Origin of the sequence: Streptomyces gottesmaniae, from assembly GCF_031845845.1 — a bacterium.
GTDB classification, from domain to species: domain Bacteria; phylum Actinomycetota; class Actinomycetes; order Streptomycetales; family Streptomycetaceae; genus Streptomyces; species Streptomyces akebiae.
Genome location: NZ_JAVRFJ010000013.1, coordinates 166,748 through 187,149, shown reverse-complemented (window position 1 = coordinate 187,149; position 20,402 = coordinate 166,748). Strand labels below are relative to the sequence as shown.

The following is a 20,402-nucleotide window of genomic DNA, read 5'->3' as shown; positions in this document are numbered from 1 at the left end:
GTGTCATCGAAGGACGAGCCGACGGCGAAGCGCGACACCCGCGCCGACGCCCGTGCCGATTCCCGCGCGGGCGGGCCCGTCGACGGCCCCGAGCTGCGGGCCGAGGGCCTGCGCCTGGCCTACGACGACCGGATCGTCGTCGAGGACCTCGACCTGGTGATCCCGACGGGCCGGATCACCGCCATCGTCGGCGCCAACGCCTGTGGCAAGTCGACGCTGTTGCGTGCCCTGGCCCGCCTGCTGACCCCCAAGGCGGGCACCGTCCACCTCGACGGCCGGTCGGTGCACTCCATCCCGACCCGTGTCCTCGCCCAGCGGCTCGGCATCCTCCCGCAGACGCCCGTAGCGCCCGAGGGCCTGACCGTCATCGACCTGGTGGGGCGCGGACGTTCCCCGCACCAGACGTGGTGGCGGCAGTGGTCCCGCAGCGACGAGGACGCCGTGCACGAGGCCCTCAGGGCCACCGCCATGAGCGACCTCGCCCACCGTCCCGTCGACGAACTCTCCGGCGGCCAGAGGCAACGCGCCTGGATCGCCATGGCCGTCGCCCAGGGCACCCCGGTGATGCTGCTGGACGAGCCGACGACCTATCTGGACCTCGCCCACCAGATCGACGTCCTCGACCTGGTCACGGACCTCAACCGGCACCAGGGCCGTACGGTCGTCATGGTCCTGCACGACCTCAACCAGGCCTGCCGGTACGCCGACCACATCATCGCCATGAAGGGCGGGCGCATCGCGGGCGAGGGAGCCCCGGCCGACGTCATCACCGCCAGGACGGTCGAGGACGTCTTCGGACTGCGCTGCGTGGTCGGGGAGGACCCCGTCAGCCGCACCCCCATGGTGATCCCGATGGGCCGTCACCACGAGGGCGCGGACGCGGACGCCGTGCCCGTGGCGGGCACCGCCGGCTGACACACGGCCGGCGGTGCCCCGGTCCCACGGGGCCGTGCGGTTTCACGGCCGGGCCGTCAGATAACCGCCCATCGTCCGGAAGTAGTCCGTCGCCGCGAGTTCCGTGCCGTCCTCCGTCCGCACGCGCTTGACCACCAGCCCCGGCAGCCGCCCGGAGCGCGCCTCGGCCCCGGCGACGATCACGACACCGTCCCCCTCCCGGATGAAGATCCGGCCCGGAGTGCCGCCGTAGCGGCCCTCGGACACGGCGGCCGAGACGATCCGGAGGCGCTGCCCCCGGTGGTGGGTGAAGGCGTTCGGGTACGGGTCGGACTGGGCCCGTACGAACCGCTCCAGGTCCTCGGCGGGCCAGGTCCAGTCGATCCGGCTGTCCTCCAGGGACCGCTTGTGGAAGAAGCTCGACCGGGAGCGGTCCTGGGGTGTCCATACGGCCTCGCCGGAGGCGATGAGGTCGAGCGAGTCGGTGACGAGCGGGCCGATCAGATCGACCGTGCGGTGGAACAGGTCCGTCGCCGTGTCCTGCGGTCCGACCGACACCGAACGCTGCAACAGCACATCGCCCATGTCGAGTTCGGCGTCCATCCGGTGGGCCGTGACACCGACCTCCGGCTCGCCGTTGATGAGCGCCCAGATGAGCGGGGAGAAGCCCGCGTAGGTGGGGAGCAACGAGTCATGGATGTTCAGCGTGCCGTGCGGTGGCAGATCGAAGATCTCCGGCGGCAGCCAGGTGCGCCAGTTGTTCGCCACGATGAGGTCCGGCTCGGCCTCCTTGAGCACGCGCAGCAGCTCGTCGTCGTCCGGCCGGTTGCGCAACAGCACCGGTACGTCGTGCTGTTCGGCCAGGTCAGCGACCGAGTCGTTCCAGATCTTCTCGTACGCGTGGTCGCTCTTCGGATGGGTGACCGCCAGCACCACCTCGTGGTCGGAATTCAGCAGTGCCTGCAGCGTCCGGTGTCCCCAGGTCTGGTACCCGAACATGACGACCCGCATATGAGCCCTCCTCAGCCGTTGCTAGGTAAGGCTTACCTTATCTAACATGGCTCTGCTTGGGGGAGGCTGTGTTCCGACTTGGGAAACTCTGTAACCCCTTCTATGAAAGGCAGATGACGCGGTGACGACGCTGCACACCGGGGCGGATTCCATCTACGACGTACTGGGTATCGGGTTCGGCCCATCCAATCTCGCACTCGCCATCGCATTGCACGAGCACTCCGTGGCCTCCGGCACGCAGGACGGGCTGCGGGTCGGGTTCCTGGAGAGCCAACCCCGGTTCGGATGGCACCGGGGCATGCTCATCGACGACGCCACCATGCAAGTGTCCTTTCTCAAGGACCTGGTGACGATGCGTGACCCCACCAGCGACTTCAGCTTCCTGTGCTACCTGCGCGACCGCGGCCGTCTCGTCGACTTCCTCAACCTGAAGACCCTCTTCCCGCTGCGCATCGAGTTCCACGACTACTTCGAGTGGGCGGCCGCCCGCGTCGCGCACCTCGTCGAGTACTCCGCCGAAGTCGTCTCCGTACGCCCCGTCACCCGGGACGGCGAGATCCGCTACTTCGACGTCACCAGCCGCGTACCCGGCGACCCGGACAGCCTGACCGTCCGCCGGACCCGCAGCATCTGCGTGGCCACCGGCCTGGAACCCCATCTCCCGCCCGGCGCCCTCCTGTCCGAACGGGTCTGGCACAACAGCGAGTTGCTGCCCCGCGTCGACCAGGTCGTACGCTCCGGGCGGCCGGTGCGCCGCGCGATCGTCCTCGGCGCCGGCCAGAGCGCCGCCGAGGCCGTGGACTACCTCCACCGCAGCTTCCCCGAGGCCGAGATCTGCTCGGTCTTCGCCAAGTACGGCTACACGCCCGCCGACGACAGTCCCTTCGCCAACAAGATCTTCGACCCCGAGGCCGTCGACCTGTACTACGGCGCGCCCCGCGAGGTGAAGCAGTCGCTGTTCGACTACCACCGCAGCACCAACTACTCCGTCGTGGACATGGACCTGATCGAGTCCCTGTCCCGGGCCATGTACCAGGAGAAGGTCCAGGGCCGGGAGCGGTTGCGGATGTTGAACGTCTCCCGGCTCCGCGAGGTCGAGGCCGGCGCCGAGGACGTCAAGGCGACCGTCGAGTTCCTGCCGACGGGCGAGCGCGAGATCCTCTCCGCCGACCTCCTCGTCTACGCCACCGGCTACCGGCCCCGCGGCGTCGGCGACAACCTGGGCGAGATCGGCAAACTCTGCCTGCGCGACGACGAGGACGCCCTCATGGTCGGCCGCGACCACCGGGTCACCACCAACTCCAACGTCACCGCCGACATCTATCTGCAGGGCGGCACCGAACACACCCACGGCCTCACCTCGACCCTCCTGTCCACCACAGCCGTACGCGCCGGGGAGATCTGCGCCTCCCTCCTCGCCCGCCGGGCGAACGCCCCGGCGGCGTCACAGGGGTGAGGAAGCGCCGCCGTTCGCCCTCGACGCCGGAGGCGGCCGCTCGCCGCAGCACATCGGTCACTCGCCTGGCGCGTCGCCGCCGCGCGCCCGCAGATCCGGACGATCGGCCTCCGGAGGGCGCCGGCATCGCGGCGTGATGACGGCTCGGCCACCTCGACGCATGGCTCGGGCCCGCGTTCTCGCGGGCCCGCTGCTGCGCGTGCTGGGCCTCGCCGTGGGGCTGTTCGCCGTCGCGCCGGCCCACGGGGCGATCCGGAGAGCGCCGGTGGACACGGGACGACCAGTACCGTGACGCCCGCGACCGGCACGTCCGACCTCCCGCTCCACCGGGGCGCCACACCGCCCACCGCCTTCCTCGCCCCGGCCGTCGGGCCCCTCATCGGGCCGCCCACCGATGGGCACGACGGGCACGACGGGCCCGCAGGGCACGCCGGCCACGGCGTCGGCAGCCCGGCCGAACACTGCGCCGAGGCCGGGCCGAGGCGGTGGTTGCCGGCGGCCGTCCGGCCCACGCTGGCCGCGCTGCTGCCGGCCGTCGGCACAATGATCGCGTACCCCTTCGAGACGGACACCATCGTTCGCCTCAGCGGAGACCCCGCGAGGCCGGGCTGCCCGCGCTGCCGTGGCTCGCGCCGGTCGCGCTCGGCCTCGGCTGCGCCGCGTCGGTGCACGGTCCGCACCGCACGGGCCGTCTGGCGGCACCCGCGCCGGAGCCCGGCCCGATCCGGCCGTGGTCGTACGCCCGGCCCCGCCTACCCGCGGTCGGCGCGCGCGTCGACCGCACCCCGCCGTCGCACACCCTTCGCCAGCACCCCGCCCAGGAACCCGGTCACCAGACCCCACAGCACGGCGAGCCCGAGCGCGGACCACAGATGGGGCCGCAAGTACAGTTCCCCGCCCAGATCGCCGCCGAGGTCGCCGATGCCGAGGACCGACAGTCCGTAGTGCGCGGAGATCCGTGCCACGAGGCAGATCATCAGAACGGTGAGGGCGAGCGCGGCCGCCATGTGCACGCCGTGCTGCCACAGCCGTACCCGGGCCGGGGAGCGGGCCGCCATGACGAACGCGGCGAGCGTCAGCAGCACGGCGTTCACGGCCAGCAGCCACCAGACGCGGCCGTCGTACTCGGCCAGGGAGCCCAGGTTCAGGGTCGAGACCTCGGGTCCGCGCACGACCTCGTCGAGGATCTTCGGCATCGGCAGCCCGAAGGGCCCCTCGACCTGGCTGTCCCAGGTGGCGCCCAGACCGATCGTGAGGACCAGCCACATCACGTTCGGCAACCCCAGCAGGATCACCGCGGCCGTCTCGGCGGCGTGCCCACGGGTCAGCGCCACCACCACCGCGATGACCAGCCCGATACCGACGTACGCCAGCAGCAGGCCCACCATCGCGTACGCGGCGGGCCGCACCGACTCCTGGAACCGCAGCAGCCGCGCCGGCAGCGGCGCGCCGCGCGACACCAGCAGCGCCAGGACGAGCACACCGGCGAGCCACAGCAGCCCGAAGAACACCGTCGGGGCCATGGCCGTCTCGAACCCCACGTCGGCGGAGGCGCCGAAGAAGTCGCCCACGTCGCCGAGCGGGATGTCGAACCTCTGGCGGGCCGCGAGGGCGAGGCCGATCAGCGCCGCGAGCCACAGGGCGGCGATCCGGGCGGCCCAGCCCGCGAGTTCGCCCGCCCCCGCGACCGCCCGGTGCCGCAGGGGCCGCAGGAAGCCGGCGGCGATCACCAGCGCGCCCACGAGGGTCACCGACAGCGGGATCACGGTCAGGCCCGCCCGCGTCTCGGCGAGGGGCCCGGCGTCGCCGGAGAGCTCGATGGTCCCGCCGACCGCCGTCACCACGGTAGCCGCGACGACCCGGGGGAACGCGCCGTCCGGGAGGTCCGTCGCACCCGCCGCCCAGAGTCCGAGGGACGCCGTCACGATCATCGCGATCAGCCCGGCCAGCACGGTCGCGAGGGCGTGGAGCCAGCCGTGGCGGGCGACCGCCCGCTCGGCTGACGTCGTCTGCCGTGGACGCAGGGTCTGGGGGCTCACTCTTGCCACGCTAAGCACGGCCGAGGCACTCCGCGCGGCGAGCCGGCCGGCCCGGGACCGACGCCCCTCGGCTTGCGGGCGGCACGGGGCCAGAGCACACAATGGGCCTGTTGTGGAGCAAAACGCCGTCATCGGCGTGAATCGCCGCAGAATCCCTACGGCGGGAGAAGCCCCGTGAGCGCCGACCAACCCTCCTCCGGCCGCCCGACCGGCCCGCCCTCCGGACCCCTGTCCGGACCGTCGCAGCCCGGCCCCACCCCACCCGACCCGACCCGGCCGAGCGGCGGGCGACCGCCGGAACCGCCGAGCGGAGCCTCGGGGGCGGGAGGGACAGGCGGCGGAGGCCCCGGCGGCCCTGGAGGACCAGGCGGTCCTGAGTCGCCCGGCGGGCCGGGCGACGCCTCCGGCGGCTCCGACGAGGGGCGCGCGAGACCCGGTCGTCCGTGGTGGCGGTCCGCTCCCCGCATCGCCCTGATGGTCGTCGCGGCCGTCGTCGCCGTGGTCCTGGTCGTCGTCCTCACCCGCTCCGACGACTCGGGCGGTTCGGCGGACGGGGAGGTCTTCCTCCAGGCCGCCGGCAAGTCCGGCCCCGACCCGTTCACCGAGTCGACCGCGAAGGACAGCTCCACCCCACCGGAGACGCCCACGACCACACCGACCCGCTCGGACCCCGCCAACGTGACCCGCGCCGTGGACGGCGCGTCCGCCGGCCTCTACGGCGGCACCCGCAACGTCGCCGCCTGCGACGTCGAGAAGCAGATCGAGGTGCTCCGGGCGAACCCCGCCAAGAACGACGCGTTCGCCTCCGTGGCCGGCGTCGAGTCCGCCGCCGTGCCCGGCTACCTGCGTTCGCTCACCCCGGTGCAGCTGCGCATGGACACCCGCGTCACCAACCACGGCTACCGCGACGGCGCCGCCACCAGTTACCAGGCCGTCCTCCAGTCCGGCACCGCCGTCCTGGTCGACGACCGCGGGGTGCCCCGGGTGCGCTGCGCCTGCGGCAACCCGCTGAAGCCGCCGGTCGCGCTGAAGACCACACCGGAGCCGAGGGGCGACTCCTGGCCGTCGTACCGGCCCCAGAACGTGGTGGTCGTCGAGCCCGCGACGGTGATCATCAACGTGTTCGTCCTCTACGACCCCGACCGCGACGAATGGTTCACGCGCCCCTCCGGCGACACCGGGGGCAAGGACAAGAAGACCACCCCGCCCGTCGACCAGCCCTCCCCGTCGGCGTCCACGTCGTTCTCCGAGGAACCGCCCACCGAGTCGCCCGAACCGTGTCCGTCGACCCCGGGTGGAGCCAGGGACGACAAGACGGCCAGCCCGTGCCCCTCGTCCTCCTCGGTGACACCCTCCACCTCCGCACCGACGGAGACACGGACCCCCGCACCCGAGCCGGAACCGGAGAGCCCCGAGACCGTCGACTCACCGCCGGACGACACCACGACGAACGAGTCGGCCCCCCTCCCCGACACCCCGGAGCCGGTCACCCCGAGCCCGTGACCGGCCGCCGGACGGCCCGGAGGCAGGCCGACCCGTCCGGCAGCCCCCGGGCCGTACGCCTCACTCGTCGATCGCCGACCCGAACAGCGCGTCCACGGAAGGCGCCCCGAGCGAAGCGGCGTTGTACGTCCACGAACCCGACGCCGTGATGCCGCCCGCGCCCGCCGAGAGCACCCAGACGTGCCCGTCGCCGGTGTTCTCGCCCGGCGCGGCGGCCAGCAGCCCGAAGCGGCCGTCGCCGTTCGGGTCGGTCAGCCGGACCTGGGCGCCCCACTTGTCGCCCTTCTCCGCCGCGCCCGGCACATCCGCCGAGTTCTGGTCCCACGACCGGGCGCCCGTCGAGGTCGCCCCGGAGGCCGAGCCGCGCAGCACCCACACGGCACCGGCGTCCTGCACCGCGCCGATGTCCTCGCCCGCGGCCCCGATCGCCACGTCCGCGTAGCCGTCCCCGTCGGTGTCCGCGACCGACAGGTCCGAGCCCCAGCCGTCACCGGCCTCCGCGACACCGGGCACACCGGGGGAGTCCTGCACCCACCAGTCCGGCTCGGCCGCCGGTCCGTCCGGACCGCCCAGCCGTACGCCCACCAGGCCGCCCGTCGTGGTCTCGCCGGGCTGGTCGTACGGGGAGTTCGGCTCACCGGTCACCAGGTCGTCGTACCCGTCCCCGTTGATGTCGCCGGACGCCGCGACCGGACCGCCCCGCAGATCACGCTCGTACGTCAACCCGTCGGCGTTCCCCGACAGATACGTGGACCAGCCGTGACCGGGTTCGTCACCGACGCTGAGTCCCGACACGACGAGGTCGGCGAAGCCGTTCTTGTCGTAGTCGCCGGTGGTCAGGGACTTGGCCGCGACAGGGCGGGCCTCGGCGGACTTCGTGTCGAGTCGCCGGGTGGTCTCACGGCGCATCGAGGCGCGGGCCGCCTCGTCGTACGCGAACAGCTCCACGTCGTACCCGTCGAGGACGGCGAGGAGGTCCCCGTCCGTCTCGGCGGTGAAGCGCGCGGCGGCGAGGCCGAGGCCGAACCGCTCGCCGGCGGCGGGTTCCTGGGTCTCCAGCCAGTCGCTCGCGGTGCCCTTGAGTCCCGCCTTCGAGCCCCACAGGATGGCCACTCCGCCCGCGTCCTTCACGGTGCCGAGGTCCTCGCCGGGAATGCCGACCACCGCGTCGTCGAACCCGTCGCCGTCCAGGTCGCCGGTGGCCACCGCCCGGCCGAAGCCGTCGCCCGCCTCGGCCGCGCCCGCGACCCCGGAGGTCGACTGGCTGAACCGGGCCACGTCGCCGGTGCCGATGCCTCTGGCCGAGCCGTACTGCACGGTCACCAGCCCCGCGCCGCTCCTGCCGCTGACCGTGGCACCGGGCGCGCCGACCAGCACGTCCTCGTACCCGTCGCCGTCGAAGTCGCTGTTGCGGTCACTGGCCTGGGTACTGCCGGGCACCCCCGCGTACGCGGACGGAGCGGCGGCGATCACCGCACCCGAGACGATAAGAAAGGTGGCTGCCGCGAGGGCAGTCGAACGGTTCTTGCGCATGTACGGCTCCAAACAGTAAGAACGGCCGGGCAGCGCGGGGGTGTCCGGAAAGGGCCCGTTCCTTCTCCGACGACCTGTTTGACGACGGAGGAGGGGCAAGGGTTGTGCGGCCGGAAGCGACGACAAGGATCGGCCGGGGGAAAAGGGGTGGCGCGCCGAGGCGGTGACCACCGATGCTCCTGCGCATGACTGACCCAGCTGGGAACGAACAGCCCCTGCCCGAGCGGAAACCCGGCTGGGGTGACCGCTTCGTCGGCCCCGAGGGCGACCCGCGCGCGGAGGGAGGCTTCGAGGGGGAACGGTCCACGCTCGTCGGGTACCTCCGCAACCAGCGGCTCACCCTGGAGCTGAAGTGCGCGGGCCTCGACGCCGAGGCGCTCGCCCGCCGCTCGGTGCCGCCGTCGAACATGTCGCTGCTCGGGCTCGTACGTCACCTGGCCGGCGTCGAACAGTACTGGTTCCGCGAGGCGTTGGCCGGCCGGCCGGAGCCCCGCCACTACCGAGCCGGCGACAACCCCGACGCGGACTTCGACGAAGCCGTGGCCGACCCCGAGGCCGTCGCCGACGCCTGGCGCACCTGGCGCGCCGAAGTCGACTTCGCCGAGCGCTTCGTGGCGGCGGCCCCCGATCTGGCCGTCACCGGACATCACGACGGCGAGCCCATCGCCCTCCGCGAGGTGCTGGTCCATCTGATCGAGGAGTACGCCCGCCACAACGGCCACGCCGACTTCCTGCGCGAACGCCTCGACGGACGCATCGGCCAGTGACACCCGGCGCGGAACCGGATTTCCCTCAGGGCGGAACGCCACCCCCTTCCCCTCCCGCACGCCGTTCCTAGGCTGGAGAAGTGAGCCAACACGCGTCGAACGAAGCCCGAGTCATCCCCCTGCGCCCGGCCGCGGCCCCGCCGACCGGCCCACCCGCCAAGGAACCCCTGTGGCGCGACCTCGTCGGCGACGTGCTCCGGCGCGAGCGCCTGGCCCAGGAGCGCACCCTGAAGGACGTCGCCGACGCGGCCCGTATCTCGATGCCGTACCTCTCGGAGGTGGAACGCGGCCGCAAGGAGGCCTCGTCGGAGGTCCTCGCGGCAGCCGCCCAGGCCCTCGGCCTGGGCCTGGGCGACCTGCTGTCGCTGGCTCAGCGGGAACTGTCCCGGCCCACGGCCCGCTCCCGCAGGACATCCACCGCACCGCACAACAGCCTGTGCCTGGCGGCCTGACAGAGTTCCCGTCCCCAGCCCCTGACAGAGTTCCAGCCCGCGCCCCTGACGGGGCGCGGGCCTCAGACCGCCACCGCCCGCCGGCTCAACACCTCGTCCGCCAGCCCGTACCCCACCGCCTCCTCCGCCGTGAACACCTTGTCCCGATCCATGTCGGCCCGCAGCTCCGCCACTTCGCGTCCCGTGTGCCGCGCGAGCACCCGCTCGACCTGCGCCCGGATGCGCACCATCTCCTTGGCCTGGAGGGCGAGGTCGGAGACCGTTCCCTGGCGGCCCCCGCTCGCCGGCTGCCCCAGCAGCACCCGCGCGTGCTCCAGCACGAACCGCCGCCCGGGGTCCCCGCCCGCCAGCAGCACCGCGGCCGTCGAGGCCGCCTGTCCCACACAGAGGGTCGAGATCGGCGCGCGGACGTACGACATCGTGTCGTAGATCGCCATCAGTGAAGTGAACGAGCCCCCGGGCGAGTTGATGTAGACGGAGATCTCCCGGTCCGGCATGGCCGCCTCCAGATGAAGCAGCTGCGCGATGACGACGTTCGCCACCCCGTCGTCGATCTCCGTGCCGAGGAAGACGATCCGCTCGGACAGCAGCCGGCTGAAGACGTCGTAGGACCGCTCGCCCTGCGCGGTCCGCTCGACCACGTTCGGAATCGTGTACGTCCCCATCACTGCAGTCCCATCCGTCGACGCGAGGAAGCCGGCCGTACGTCGTCGAGCGACTCGACGACCCGGTCGACCATCCCGTACTCCCGGGCCTGTTCGGCCGTGAACCAGCGGTCGCGGTCGCCGTCCCGGGAGACCGTCTCCTCGGTCTGCCCGGTGTGCTCCGCGGTGATCCGTTCGATGGCCCGCTTGGTGAACTCCAGGTTCTCCGCCTGGATCTCGATGTCGGCGGTGGTGCCGCCGATGCCCGCCGACGGCTGGTGCATCATGATCCGCGCGTTGGGCAGCGCGAACCGCTTGCCGTGGGCGCCGACGCTCAGCAGGAACTGGCCCATGCTCGCCGCGAATCCCATCGCCAGCGTGGACACGTCGTTCGGGATCAGCCGCATCGTGTCGTAGATGGCGAGGCCCGCCGTCACCGAACCACCGGGGCTGTTGATGTAGAGGCTGATGTCGGTGCGCGGGTCCTCCGCCGACAGCAGCAGCAACTGGGCACAGACCCGGTTCGCGGAGACCTCGTCGACCTGGGCGCCGAGGAAGACGATCCGCTGCGCGAGCAGCTGCGCGGCGAGATGGTCGTCGAAGCGCGACGGCGAGGTGTCACCCTCCTCGGCGCGCGGGGCGAGCATCGGGGCCCGGCCGGTCGTCAGTGGAGCCACGGTTCCTCCCTGTGGGTGAACGCGACCGCGGTGGCCGCTGTCTCCACCCTCCCCAGGAACCGCCTCTCACCTGGCGTTTCTCTGCCCACGGCAGATTCGCCGACAGCAGAGCGCCGCCCGCCCGCCCTCGCCCGGGCCATCCCGTGGCCGCGCCACCGATGAGTTTCCGGACCAGGATCGGTCGACACAGGAGACGACACATCCCGCCGGAGGAGGCGCACATGTCCAGCGAAGGATTCACCACCTGCCTGTGGTTCGACGGCCAGGCCGAGGAGGCGGCCGCCCACTACGTCTCGGTCTTCAAGAACTCCCGGCTCGGCCGGGTCACCCACTACGGCGAGGGCGCGCCCCGGCCGGCCGGCTCCGTGCTCACCGTGGAGTTCGTGGCCAACGGCCAGCGGTTCGTGGCGCTGAACGGGGGCCCGGAGTTCAAGTTCAGCGAGGCCATCTCCTTCCAGATCCTCTGCGCCGACCAGAACGAGATCGACTACTACTGGAACAGCCTCACCGAGGGCGGCGAGCCGGGCCCCTGCGGCTGGCTCAAGGACCGGTTCGGGGTCTCCTGGCAGGTCGTGCCCACCGCACTCATCGAGATGATCAGCGACTCCGACCCGAGGAAGGCATCCCGCGCGACGGCGGCCATGATGGCGATGGGCAAGTTCGACCTCGCCGCGCTGGAGAAGGCCTACGCGGACGAGTAGACGACCCCGCGAATTGCTCAACCCTGGTGGAAGGCCCCCCTCGACAGGCCCTCCACCAGGGAACGCGCAGGGATTTCGGCCATTCTTTACCCGCACCGGGTAGCGGATGCGAAGGACGCCGGTGAGGCTTTCCCGAGCACCACCCTGTTACCCGGAGGAACAGTGAACGTCTCCCTGACCACCTGGCTGCTGACCGTCGTCGCCCTGTGCGTACTGGTCGCCGTCGACTTCTTCATCGGCCGCAAACCCCACGATGTGTCGATCAAGGAGGCCGGCATCTGGTCGGCTGTCTGGATCGCCCTGGCCATCGCCTTCGGCCTGGGCGTGCTCGCCGTCGGCGGGGGCAAGCCCGCGGGGGAGTTCTTCGCGGGCTTCATCACCGAGAAGTCCCTGAGCGTCGACAACCTCTTCGTCTTCGTCCTGATCATGGCGAAGTTCGCGGTGCCCTCGCAGTATCAGCAGCGCGTGCTGATGGTCGGCGTCCTCATGGCACTGGTGCTCCGCGCGATCTTCATCGCGGCGGGCGCGGCGATCATCTCCAGCTTCTCCTGGGTCTTCTACATCTTCGGCGCGTTCCTGATCTACACCGCCTGGAAGCTGGTCGAGGACGCCCGCAAGGACAGCCACGAGGAGGAGTACGAGGAGAACAAACTCCTCAAGGCGGTGGAGAAGCGCTTCGGGGTGGCCGACCGGTACCACGGCACCAAGCTGTGGATCGAGGAGAACGGCAAGCGCGTCATGACGCCGATGCTGGTCGTGATGCTCGCCATCGGCTCCACGGACGTCCTCTTCGCCCTCGACTCCATCCCGGCGATCTACGGCCTCACCCAGGACCCGTACATCGTCTTCACCGCCAACGCGTTCGCCCTGATGGGCCTGCGCCAGCTGTACTTCCTCATCGGCGGCCTGCTGAAGAAGCTCGTCCACCTCTCCTACGGCCTGTCGATCATCCTCGGCTTCATCGGCGTCAAGCTCGTCCTGCACGCGCTGCACGAGTCCGGGGTCCACGTCCCGGAGATCTCCATCCCCTTCTCCCTCGGCTTCATCGTCCTGGTCCTCGCGGTGACCACGGTGACGAGCCTGTGGGCGTCGAAGAGGCAGCAGGAAGCGGAGGCGGCCGCCGCGTCGGCGACGCGGGCGGAGCACGGGAAGGACACGGACGACGACGAGTCCACGTCCCAGCGGGTCTGACGAGGAACTAGCTCCCGTCGGTACGCGCGTCGGCGATGGCCCGGGTGATCTCCCGGGCCATCCGCGTGATCCCCGGGGACCGCACCGGGCACGGCTTCGGCTTCGACGTCGTCGGCGCCAGACAGAAGTGCAGGTAGTCCTCGTCGTGGTGGAGCGCGGTGCGGCCCCGGCCGGGCTGGGTGCAGTAGCCGTCGTGCTCGCGTTCGTAGGCGGTGCACGGCAGGTACTGGGTCCAGGTGTAGCGGTCGGCGGCCGGGCTGACGGCCTTGCCGGCGTCCGCGACCAGGTCACCGGAGGCCTTCGCCTGCTTCGCGTACAGGGCGTTCACCCGCCGGACCCGGTCCGGGGTCATCGGGTCCGGGCCCTGGAGCACCCACACGATCGTCGGCCGGTGCTCACCCCCCGCGTTCGCGATCTGGTCGGTGAGCTGCTCGGCGGCGGCCGTGTACCGCCGGAAGTACTCGGCGCGGGCCTTGCCGTAGGTGACTCCGTCCATGCAGGGCGTGTAGTCCCAGGCGTTGCCCCAGAACTGCAGGACCACATAGTCCGGGCGCAGCCGCCTCACCAGCGCGGCCGCCTTGTCCCGCGGCGGGACGAGCGACCGGTCGGCGGTGCCCTCCAGGTAGTCGCACAGGGTGGTGCCCGAGTAGGGGGCGCTGGTGTAGCGGGCGTCGAGGTCGTCCTTCAGCAGGTCGCCGAGGACGGTCTGGTTCTCCATGGCGAGGGAGTCCCCGAGATAGAGCACCTCGGGCGCGGGCTTCGCCGCCCCGGCGCCGCCGCTGCCGCCCGTGTCGACGTCGTCGCCGGGGGATGCCGTGGCCGCGCGCCGGTGCGTGGTCGACGACGGGTCCGGTGCGGCGGCCGACGGCGGCGCCTGGCCCGGTGCGGACTCCGGATCCCCGCACGCGCCGAGCAGCAGCCCGGCGACCACGGCCCCCGCCACTCCCACGATCCACTGCTTGCGCATGCGGCGACTCCCGCCCCGATCACCGAAATGGCTCCCCAGGCAAGCACAGCCCGACGCGGGGCGGAAGACCCGTGTCGGCCACGTGGGCGTCCGGTCCGGCCGGACGCCCACGCCCCGTCAGCTCACGGGGTCATGCCACCCGTGCACGCCGCACCCGGCTCCGGTGTCTGCTCGCCCTGCACGTACTTGTCGAGGAACTTCTGCACGCGCGGGTCGGACGCCTTGTCCACCTTCAGCTGGTGCTCCCAGGCGCTCAGCACGATGGGCGACGACTGGTCCTCGTAGGGGCTCATGAAGGTGTACGTCGTCTTGTTCACGAGGCCCTTCAGCGACTCGACGTCCGCCTTGGCCGCCTTGTCGTTGTAGGTGATCCAGACGGCGCCGTGCTCCAGCGCGTGCACCGCGTTCTCGTTCGGCACGGCCTTGGTGTACACCTGCTTGTCGCAGTTGACCCACACCTGGTTGTGGTCGCCGCCCACGGGCGGGCTCATCTTGTAGTCGACGGGCTCGGAGACGTGGTTCTGGGTGAGCTTCGACCAGCTCTTCACGCCCTCGACCGGCGCGGCCTTCGCCTCCTCCTTCTCCTGCGCGGCGTCGATCAGGTACCAGCCGCCGCCGACCAGGCCGGCGAGGATCACACCGGTGACGCCGAGGGTGAGCAGCCGCATGCGCCGCTCACGGGCCTGCTCCGCCTTGCGTATCTCCTCGACGCGGGCGCGCCGCGCCGCCTCCCTGGCCTTCGGGCTGCTGTTCTTGCCCTTCGGCGCGCCGTTGTTGGCCTTGGACTTGGATGAAGCCATGGGGTGTCCTTCTCCCGGCCGTGCCCGCACGGGGTACGGCGGTCCTGCGAGTCGTCTGAGGGGGTGTCGTCACGGCCGGTGATCGGCCTAGACGCGGAGCAACTGCAGTTGGTGGAGATCGGGAGGGCGGGCCCGCCCCGGCTCCCGTGAGCCGTCCGGCGCGACCGCGGCCGGGGCCGGCGCGGGCTGCCAGGGCGCGGCGGTGTGATCGGCGCCCGGCAGCGGCATGTGGCCCAGCACCGCGGCCGGATCGGGGGAGTGGCAGTCGTGCTCGCCGGGGCTGTGGCCGCAGGGGTCGCGCTCCACATGACCCGTCTGCGCGGTGACCGAGCGGCCCACCGCCGATCGACCCTCCGCCGATCGACCCTCCGCCGAGCGCCCCTCCACCGGTCGCTCCGCCGCCGGCCCCGCCGAGGCCGCCCGCGGACGCCGCTCGGGCGCCTCGCCCGGAGGTGAGCCCGCGCAGAACAACACGAACGTGGTCAGGGCGAGCGCGGCCACGAGCAGGAGGTGTGCCGTCCGGCCCCGGGCGCACGGCAGCGCCGTACGGGGGAACGGTCGGCCGGACATGGCGGCACCTCACGAGTCGAGGCGAACGGGAGTGCGAGCGCCGCTGAAATTATCAGACGTCGCACGGCCGTGGCCCCGTCCCGGGGAACTCGTTCCGGTTTCACGCGGTCCGTCCCGTTCGGCGCGCGACCGGGACCGGTCCTGGCTAGCGTGAGAGCCGGGAAACCACCTGTCGAGCCGAGGAGAGTGGCAGTCATGGCCGCACACCCCGAGGGAGCGCCCTGTTGGGTCGACGCGATGTTCAGCGACGTCGAGGGCGCCAAGAGTTTCTACGGCGAGGTCCTGGGCTGGACGTTCGGCGAGTCGTCCTCCGAGTACGGCAACTACACCCAGGCGTACGCGGACGGCAAGGCGGTGGCCGCGGTCGTCCCGCCGATGCCCGGACAGGAGGGCCAGTCCGCCTGGTGCCTGTACTTCGCCACGTCCGACGCGGACGCCACCGCCGCGAAGGTCCGCGACAACGGCGGCGAGGTGCTGATGGGGCCGATGCGCGTCGGCGACTTCGGCTCCATGCTGCTGGCCCGCTCCCCGGACGGCGTCGTCTTCGGGGGCTGGCAGGCCGGCGTGCACCAGGGCTTCGAGTCGATGGGCGTGCCCGGCGCGTTCGTCTGGGCCGAGATCTTCACCCGGGAGCCGGAGAAGTCCGACGCGTTCTTCCCGGCCGTCTTCTCCTACCGGTCCAAGCGGATGGACGACCCCGACAACCCGCACATGGACTTCCGCGTCTTCGACCTGGGCCAGAACCCGCTGCTGGGCCGGATGAAGATGACGGCGGAGGACTTCCCGCCCGAGGTGCCCTCGTACATCAACGTGTACTTCACCGTCCCCGACTGCGACGACGCGGTCGCCAAGGCCACCAAGCTGGGAGGTGTCCTGCGCTTCGGCCCGATGGACACCCCCTTCGGTCGCTTCGCCGCGCTCAGCGACCCGCAGGGCGCGTCGTTCTCGGTCATCGACGTCACCAACACACAGGGCGAGATGCCGGAGCTCAAGGACGTCGACTGAGCGGACACCGGCACGGACAGGAACGCGCGCATGGCATGATCGAGCGCATGTCGGAACGTGTTGTGGCCGCCTGCGACGGAGCCTGCAAGGGAAACCCCGGGCCGGCGGGCTGGGCCTGGGTGGTGGCCGAGGACGATGAGATCCCTGCGCGCTGGGAGGCCGGCCCGCTGGGCAGGGCCACCAACAACGTCGCCGAACTCACCGCGCTGGAGCGGCTGTTGGCGGCCACCGACCCGGCCGTCCCGATCGAGATCCGGATGGACTCCCAGTACGCGATGAAGGCGGTCACCACCTGGCTGCCCGGCTGGAAGCGCAACGGCTGGCGCACGGCCGCCGGCAAGCCGGTCGCCAACCAGGAACTCGTGGTCCGTATCGACGAGTTGCTCGCCGGACGCGCCGTGGAGTTCCGCTACGTCCCCGCCCACCAGGTCGACGGCGACCGTCTCAACGACTTCGCCGACCGCGCGGCGAGCCAGGCGGCCACCGTCCAGGAGCCCGCCGGCACCGAGCTGGGCTCCCCGGAACCGCCGGCCGCGCCCGACACGGTCCCGGCCCGCCGCGCACCGGCGAGGAAGTCCGGGAAGCCGGGCGGGACCGGCGGCCGTAGCGGCTCGTCCTCCTCGTCCCGCACCATCAAGGCGAAGTTCCCCGGCCGCTGCCAGTGCGGCCGCCCGTACGCCGCGGGTGAGCCCATCGCCAAGAACGACCAGGGCTGGGGCCACCCTGAGTGCCGTACGGCGGCGACGGCCGGGGCCGAGTGACTCCGGGCGGGACGCCGGGGGAAGGGCGTGCGCGTCACACGACGGCGCCGCGCCACTCCCCGGTCTCCCGGCCGCGCTCCTCGATGAACTTCTTGAAGCGCGTCAGGTCGCCCTTGGTCTGCCGCTTCACCACGCCCAGCTTGTCGGCGACCTTCTCGGCGGGGCCCTCCGGCTGGAACTCCATCTGCAGCATCACCTTGGTGCGCCCCTCGGCGAGGTGGTGGAAGGTGACGACGCCGGACTGCCGGGCCTCACCCGAGACGGTCGTCCAGGCCACCCGCTCGTCGGGGATCTGCTCGGTGATCTCCGCGTCGAACTCCCGCTGCACGCCGTCCACCTTGGTCACCCAGTGGGTGAGTGTGTCCGACCGCTGTTCGATCCGCTCGACCCCGCTCATGAACTCGGGGAACGTCTCGAACTGCGTCCACTGGTTGTAGGCGGTCCGCACGGGGACCTGGACCTCGACCGACTCCTCGATCTGGGTCATCGGGCGCCTCCCTCACATCATCGGTTCTCGTTGCGGTCGCGACCGGGTCGCCCCGGCCGCGTCCGGCGCGAGTACCCAGGTCCCCGACGGATCAACGTCCTCAGGCCGCGTCGAACGTGTAATGCGGAGTGTGGTCCAGCAGCGCCGCCGGGGTCGTGTCGTCCCACGGCTTCATGGTCTCGTTCAGGTCGACCACGTTCGGCGTCCCGGCTGCCGGGAGGTACGCCGAGTTCGGGTGCAGCCGCTGCCAGTCGGCCCACAGCTTGTCGACGAACGCGTGGTGCAGCCAGAACACCGGGTCGTTGGGGGAGACCCCGGTGCCCATCTGACCCCCCACCCAGACGTGCACCCGGTTGTGGAGGTTCACGCCCCGCCAGCCCTCCAGGTGGTTGCGGAAACCGTCCGAGGCGCTGTTCCAGGGCGCCATGTCGTACGTGGACATCGCGAGCACCGAGTCCACCTCGGCCCGGGTCGGCAACTGCCGCACCGCGCCGCCGAGGGAGCGGCGCAGGTAGGTGCGGCCGTCGATGCGCACGTTGATCGGCCAGTTCCCGGTGGACGCCGCGAACGGCCCGTCCATCACCCGCCCGTCGCGGCTGCGTCCGGTGCCGCCCAGGAAGTCCGGCGCCCACAGGGAGGAGCGCGCCGTGCGGTCGGCCGTCCAGTCCCAGTAGGGCAGGGCGACCGTGGAGTCCACGGACTGCAGGGCCCGTTCGAACTCCAGCAGGAATCTGCGGTGCCAGGGCAGGAAGGACGGGGAGCGGTGGCCGGTGCGCTCGCCGTTGTCGGTGTCGCCGAGGATGAACGCGTTGTGCGTCGTGACGAACTCGTCGTAGCGGCCGGAGCGCTTCAGCGCGATCAGCGCGTCGACGAAGCGCCGCTTCTCGTCGGCGGTCAGGGTCGCCTGGTTCTTGCGTGTGGTCATGGCTCTGCGGCTCCTTGCGGTGTTACCGGTGGTGCGTGTGTGCGGGCGCGGGTGCGGGCGTGGTCAGTTGAAGGGGACCAGGCGGGCGCCCTGGAGTTCATCGACCGCCGCGCGGGCGGCCGCGCGGGGTGTCGGCACGGGGGAGTAGTGGCTGACGACGCTGATCCAGCTGCCGTCGGCGTTCCGCATCACGTGCAGCTCCGCCCCGTCGACGAACACCGCGTACCCGGCGCCGTGGTGGTGTCCGCCGCCCTCGGTCGCGTGGCCCTGTATCCGGCGGCCCCGGTAGACCTCGTCGAAGGGCTGGAGGTCCTGGTGGCCGTCGTGGCCACCGTGCTCCTCGTGGCCGTCGTGGCCGTCGTGGCCGTCCGCGGCTGTCGCGGTGAGCGGGGCTCCGACGGTCACGGCGAGGGCTGCCGCGGCCCCGAGAGCGTGGCGGCGGGTGATGTCGGGCATGCGAAGGCCTCCTGCGAAAGGGGTGATTGATGACTCGTCATACCTATCCACCCGCTGTGGGGCCGGAGAAATCGCAGGAAACCGGTTGGCCGTGATCAGGACAATCGCGTACATGTCGTGCAAGGTTGAACAAAGATGATCTTGCTGTGACGGCCCCGCGAGTGAGGGTGGAGGGGGATATTCCGCCCTGTCGCGGCGGCGGCGCCGATGATCTTGCGGTGCGGGAGGGGAGTCCGTGGCCGACGTCACGCGGGCAAAGTGGCGTGAATCCTGAGCGCGCGTACGCTGCTACTCTTCGTGGTCAATTGATCGCTTTGCGCAGCGAAATGGGAGTGTGCGTGAAGATCGCGTGCGTCGGCGGCGGACCCGCAAGCCTGTACTTCTCGATTCTGATGAAGCGGCAGGACCCGTCACACGACATCACCGTCCATGAACGGAACCCGGCCGGGTCGACCTACGGCTGGGGCGTCACCTACTGGTCCGAACTGCTGGACAAGCTCCGCGAGAAGGATCCCGAGACGGCCCTCGCCATCAGCGAGAACTCCGTCACCTGGAACAGCGGGGTGGCGCACGTCCGCGACCGCAGGACCGTCCAGCCCGGCGACGACGGCTTCGGCATCGGCAGGCGCCGCCTGCTCGAACTGCTCGCCGACCGGGCCCGCGCCCTCGGCGTCCGGGTGGAGTACGAGGACGAGATCACGGCCGACGCCCTGCCGGACGCCGACCTCGTCGTAGCGGGCGACGGGGTCAACAGCGCCGTGCGCGAGAGGTACGCCGACCGGTTCGGCAGCGACATCACCGTCGGCCGCAACGCCTACATCTGGCTGGGCACGACCAAGGTCCACGAGGCCTTCACCTTCTCCTTCCAGGAGACCGACCACGGCTGGATCTGGGCCTACGCCTATCCGTTCAGCGACGAGCAGAGCACCTGTGTCATCGAGTGCTCCCCGAGGACGCTGAGCGGCCTGGGCCTGGACCGCCTGAGCGAGGCCGACGGCCTGGCCCTGCTGGAGAAGCTCTTCGCCGACATCCTGGACGGCCACCCGCTGCTGGGCCGGGACCAGGGCGACGGCACCGCCCGGTGGCTCACCTTCCGCACCCTGACCAACCGCGCCTGGCACCACGGGAACCTGGTCCTGCTCGGCGACGCCGCCCACACCACGCACTACTCCATCGGCGCGGGCACCACCCTCGCCCTGGAGGACGCCATCTGCCTGGCCGAGGCCCTCGGCACCCACCCGGACACGCAGGCGGCACTCGCCGCGTACGAGCGACGGCGCAAGTCCGACCTCCTTCGGCTGCAGAGCGCGGCCCGGCACAGCGCCCAGTGGTACGAGAACATCCAGCGGTACATCGACCTCCCGCCGGAGCAGATGTTCGCGCTCCTCGGGCAACGGCACTCCCCGCTGCTGCCCTATGTGCCGCCGCAGCTCTACTACCGCCTCGACCGTGCGGCCGGCCGACTGGAGGCCCTGCGCCGTCTCAAGCGCTGGCTGGGCCCGAAGCTGGCCCGGTCGTCGCAGTCACGGGCTCTCGCCGGACGGAAGTAGCCGGCGGCGTCCG

General features: G+C 71.5%; 21 protein-coding genes and 1 pseudogene. 11 read left to right on the top strand and 11 right to left on the bottom strand.

From position 1 onward, the window contains the following. On the top strand, positions 1–915 hold the full coding sequence (locus RM704_RS17255) for an ABC transporter ATP-binding protein (RefSeq protein WP_033526175.1): 915 nt from the start codon (positions 1–3) through the stop codon (positions 913–915). A gap of 42 nt (positions 916–957) precedes the next feature. Here the strand turns inward: RM704_RS17255 and RM704_RS17250 are convergent, their stop codons facing one another. Beyond that, entirely contained in the window at positions 958–1,905 is a 948-nt protein-coding gene (locus RM704_RS17250; protein ID WP_033526174.1) for a methionyl-tRNA formyltransferase, read from the bottom strand. Positions 1,906–2,026: 121 nt separating this feature from the next. Here RM704_RS17250 and RM704_RS17245 point away from each other — a divergent pair, with 121 nt between their 5' ends. Together RM704_RS17245 and RM704_RS17240 are read left to right on the top strand one after the other, a co-directional pair. Further along, positions 2,027–3,361, top strand: coding sequence for a lysine N(6)-hydroxylase/L-ornithine N(5)-oxygenase family protein (locus tag RM704_RS17245; protein WP_033526173.1), 1,335 nt, complete (start codon positions 2,027–2,029; stop codon positions 3,359–3,361). Positions 3,362–3,829: 468 nt separating this feature from the next. Next, positions 3,830–4,083, top strand: a pseudogene (locus tag RM704_RS17240) (MFS transporter); the annotation flags it as partial. A gap of 30 nt (positions 4,084–4,113) precedes the next feature. Here RM704_RS17240 and RM704_RS17235 read toward each other — a convergent pair. Beyond that, positions 4,114–5,400, bottom strand: coding sequence for a streptophobe family protein (locus tag RM704_RS17235; protein ID WP_033526172.1), 1,287 nt, complete (start codon positions 5,398–5,400; stop codon positions 4,114–4,116). A gap of 174 nt (positions 5,401–5,574) precedes the next feature. On the opposite strand from RM704_RS17235, the gene RM704_RS17230 reads away from it, so the two are divergent. Next, positions 5,575–6,903 (top strand): DUF6777 domain-containing protein, encoded by a 1,329-nt coding sequence (locus tag RM704_RS17230; RefSeq protein WP_311590759.1) that lies wholly within the window; start codon positions 5,575–5,577, stop codon positions 6,901–6,903. 60 nt (positions 6,904–6,963) lie between these two features. On the opposite strand, the gene RM704_RS17225 is transcribed toward RM704_RS17230, so the two are convergent. Further along, the gene (locus RM704_RS17225) at positions 6,964–8,436 is read right to left on the bottom strand and encodes an FG-GAP-like repeat-containing protein (protein WP_033526170.1); all 1,473 of its coding nucleotides are present in this window, start codon (positions 8,434–8,436) and stop codon (positions 6,964–6,966) included. A 185-nt stretch (positions 8,437–8,621) separates the two neighbouring features. Between RM704_RS17225 and RM704_RS17220 the strand changes: the two genes are divergently transcribed. Continuing rightward, complete coding sequence (locus RM704_RS17220) at positions 8,622–9,203, top strand: DinB family protein (protein ID WP_052145918.1); 582 nt, start codon at positions 8,622–8,624, stop codon at positions 9,201–9,203. 80 nt (positions 9,204–9,283) lie between these two features. Next, positions 9,284–9,655, top strand: coding sequence for a helix-turn-helix domain-containing protein (locus RM704_RS17215; RefSeq protein ID WP_033526168.1), 372 nt, complete (start codon positions 9,284–9,286; stop codon positions 9,653–9,655). A 62-nt stretch (positions 9,656–9,717) separates the two neighbouring features. On the opposite strand, the gene RM704_RS17210 is transcribed toward RM704_RS17215, so the two are convergent. Both RM704_RS17210 and RM704_RS17205 read right to left on the bottom strand, forming a co-directional pair. After that, positions 9,718–10,320, bottom strand: a complete 603-nt coding sequence (locus RM704_RS17210; RefSeq protein WP_033526167.1) for a ClpP family protease — start codon at positions 10,318–10,320, stop codon at positions 9,718–9,720. Continuing rightward, positions 10,320–10,976, bottom strand: coding sequence for an ATP-dependent Clp protease proteolytic subunit (locus tag RM704_RS17205; protein ID WP_033526166.1), 657 nt, complete (start codon positions 10,974–10,976; stop codon positions 10,320–10,322). Before RM704_RS17205 ends, RM704_RS17210 begins: the two co-directional genes overlap by 1 nt. A gap of 221 nt (positions 10,977–11,197) precedes the next feature. Between RM704_RS17205 and RM704_RS17200 the strand changes: the two genes are divergently transcribed. Together RM704_RS17200 and RM704_RS17195 are read left to right on the top strand one after the other, a co-directional pair. Next, entirely contained in the window at positions 11,198–11,677 is a 480-nt protein-coding gene (locus RM704_RS17200; protein WP_033526165.1) for a VOC family protein, read from the top strand. 162 nt (positions 11,678–11,839) lie between these two features. Further along, the gene (locus tag RM704_RS17195) at positions 11,840–12,868 is read left to right on the top strand and encodes a TerC family protein (RefSeq protein WP_033526164.1); all 1,029 of its coding nucleotides are present in this window, start codon (positions 11,840–11,842) and stop codon (positions 12,866–12,868) included. A 7-nt stretch (positions 12,869–12,875) separates the two neighbouring features. Here RM704_RS17195 and RM704_RS17190 read toward each other — a convergent pair whose 3' ends face one another. From RM704_RS17190 to RM704_RS17180, 3 genes are all read right to left on the bottom strand, one after another. Continuing rightward, positions 12,876–13,835, bottom strand: coding sequence for an SGNH/GDSL hydrolase family protein (locus RM704_RS17190; protein ID WP_033526163.1), 960 nt, complete (start codon positions 13,833–13,835; stop codon positions 12,876–12,878). Between the two features lie 122 nt (positions 13,836–13,957). Next, positions 13,958–14,635 carry a thioredoxin-like domain-containing protein gene (locus tag RM704_RS17185; RefSeq protein WP_033526162.1) on the bottom strand — a complete coding sequence of 226 codons (678 nt, stop codon included), beginning with the start codon at positions 14,633–14,635 and terminating at the stop codon, positions 13,958–13,960. An 87-nt stretch (positions 14,636–14,722) separates the two neighbouring features. After that, positions 14,723–15,205: a DUF6153 family protein gene (locus RM704_RS17180; RefSeq protein ID WP_033526161.1), complete on the bottom strand. Its 483-nt coding sequence runs from the start codon at positions 15,203–15,205 to the stop codon at positions 14,723–14,725. A gap of 195 nt (positions 15,206–15,400) precedes the next feature. Here RM704_RS17180 and RM704_RS17175 point away from each other — a divergent pair, with 195 nt between their 5' ends. Further along, positions 15,401–16,210 (top strand): VOC family protein, encoded by an 810-nt coding sequence (locus RM704_RS17175; RefSeq protein WP_033526160.1) that lies wholly within the window; start codon positions 15,401–15,403, stop codon positions 16,208–16,210. Positions 16,211–16,245: 35 nt separating this feature from the next. Beyond that, a complete protein-coding gene (locus tag RM704_RS17170; protein ID WP_033526159.1) occupies positions 16,246–16,971 on the top strand; it encodes a ribonuclease H family protein in 726 nt (241 codons plus the stop codon). 34 nt (positions 16,972–17,005) lie between these two features. On the opposite strand, the gene RM704_RS17165 is transcribed toward RM704_RS17170, so the two are convergent. The 3 genes from RM704_RS17165 to melC1 all read right to left on the bottom strand — a co-directional run bounded on the left by RM704_RS17165 (position 17,006) and on the right by melC1 (position 18,839). After that, positions 17,006–17,458, bottom strand: a complete 453-nt coding sequence (locus RM704_RS17165) for an SRPBCC family protein (protein WP_033526158.1) — start codon at positions 17,456–17,458, stop codon at positions 17,006–17,008. Between the two features lie 100 nt (positions 17,459–17,558). Continuing rightward, positions 17,559–18,383 (bottom strand): tyrosinase MelC2, encoded by an 825-nt coding sequence (gene melC2, locus RM704_RS17160; protein WP_033526157.1) that lies wholly within the window; start codon positions 18,381–18,383, stop codon positions 17,559–17,561. Positions 18,384–18,446: 63 nt separating this feature from the next. Further along, the gene (gene melC1 / locus RM704_RS17155; protein ID WP_033526156.1) at positions 18,447–18,839 is read right to left on the bottom strand and encodes an apotyrosinase chaperone MelC1; all 393 of its coding nucleotides are present in this window, start codon (positions 18,837–18,839) and stop codon (positions 18,447–18,449) included. A 338-nt stretch (positions 18,840–19,177) separates the two neighbouring features. Between melC1 and RM704_RS17150 the strand changes: the two genes are divergently transcribed. Next, the gene (locus RM704_RS17150) at positions 19,178–20,389 is read left to right on the top strand and encodes an FAD-dependent monooxygenase (RefSeq protein ID WP_192829606.1); all 1,212 of its coding nucleotides are present in this window, start codon (positions 19,178–19,180) and stop codon (positions 20,387–20,389) included. Positions 20,390–20,402 lie beyond the last annotated feature (13 nt).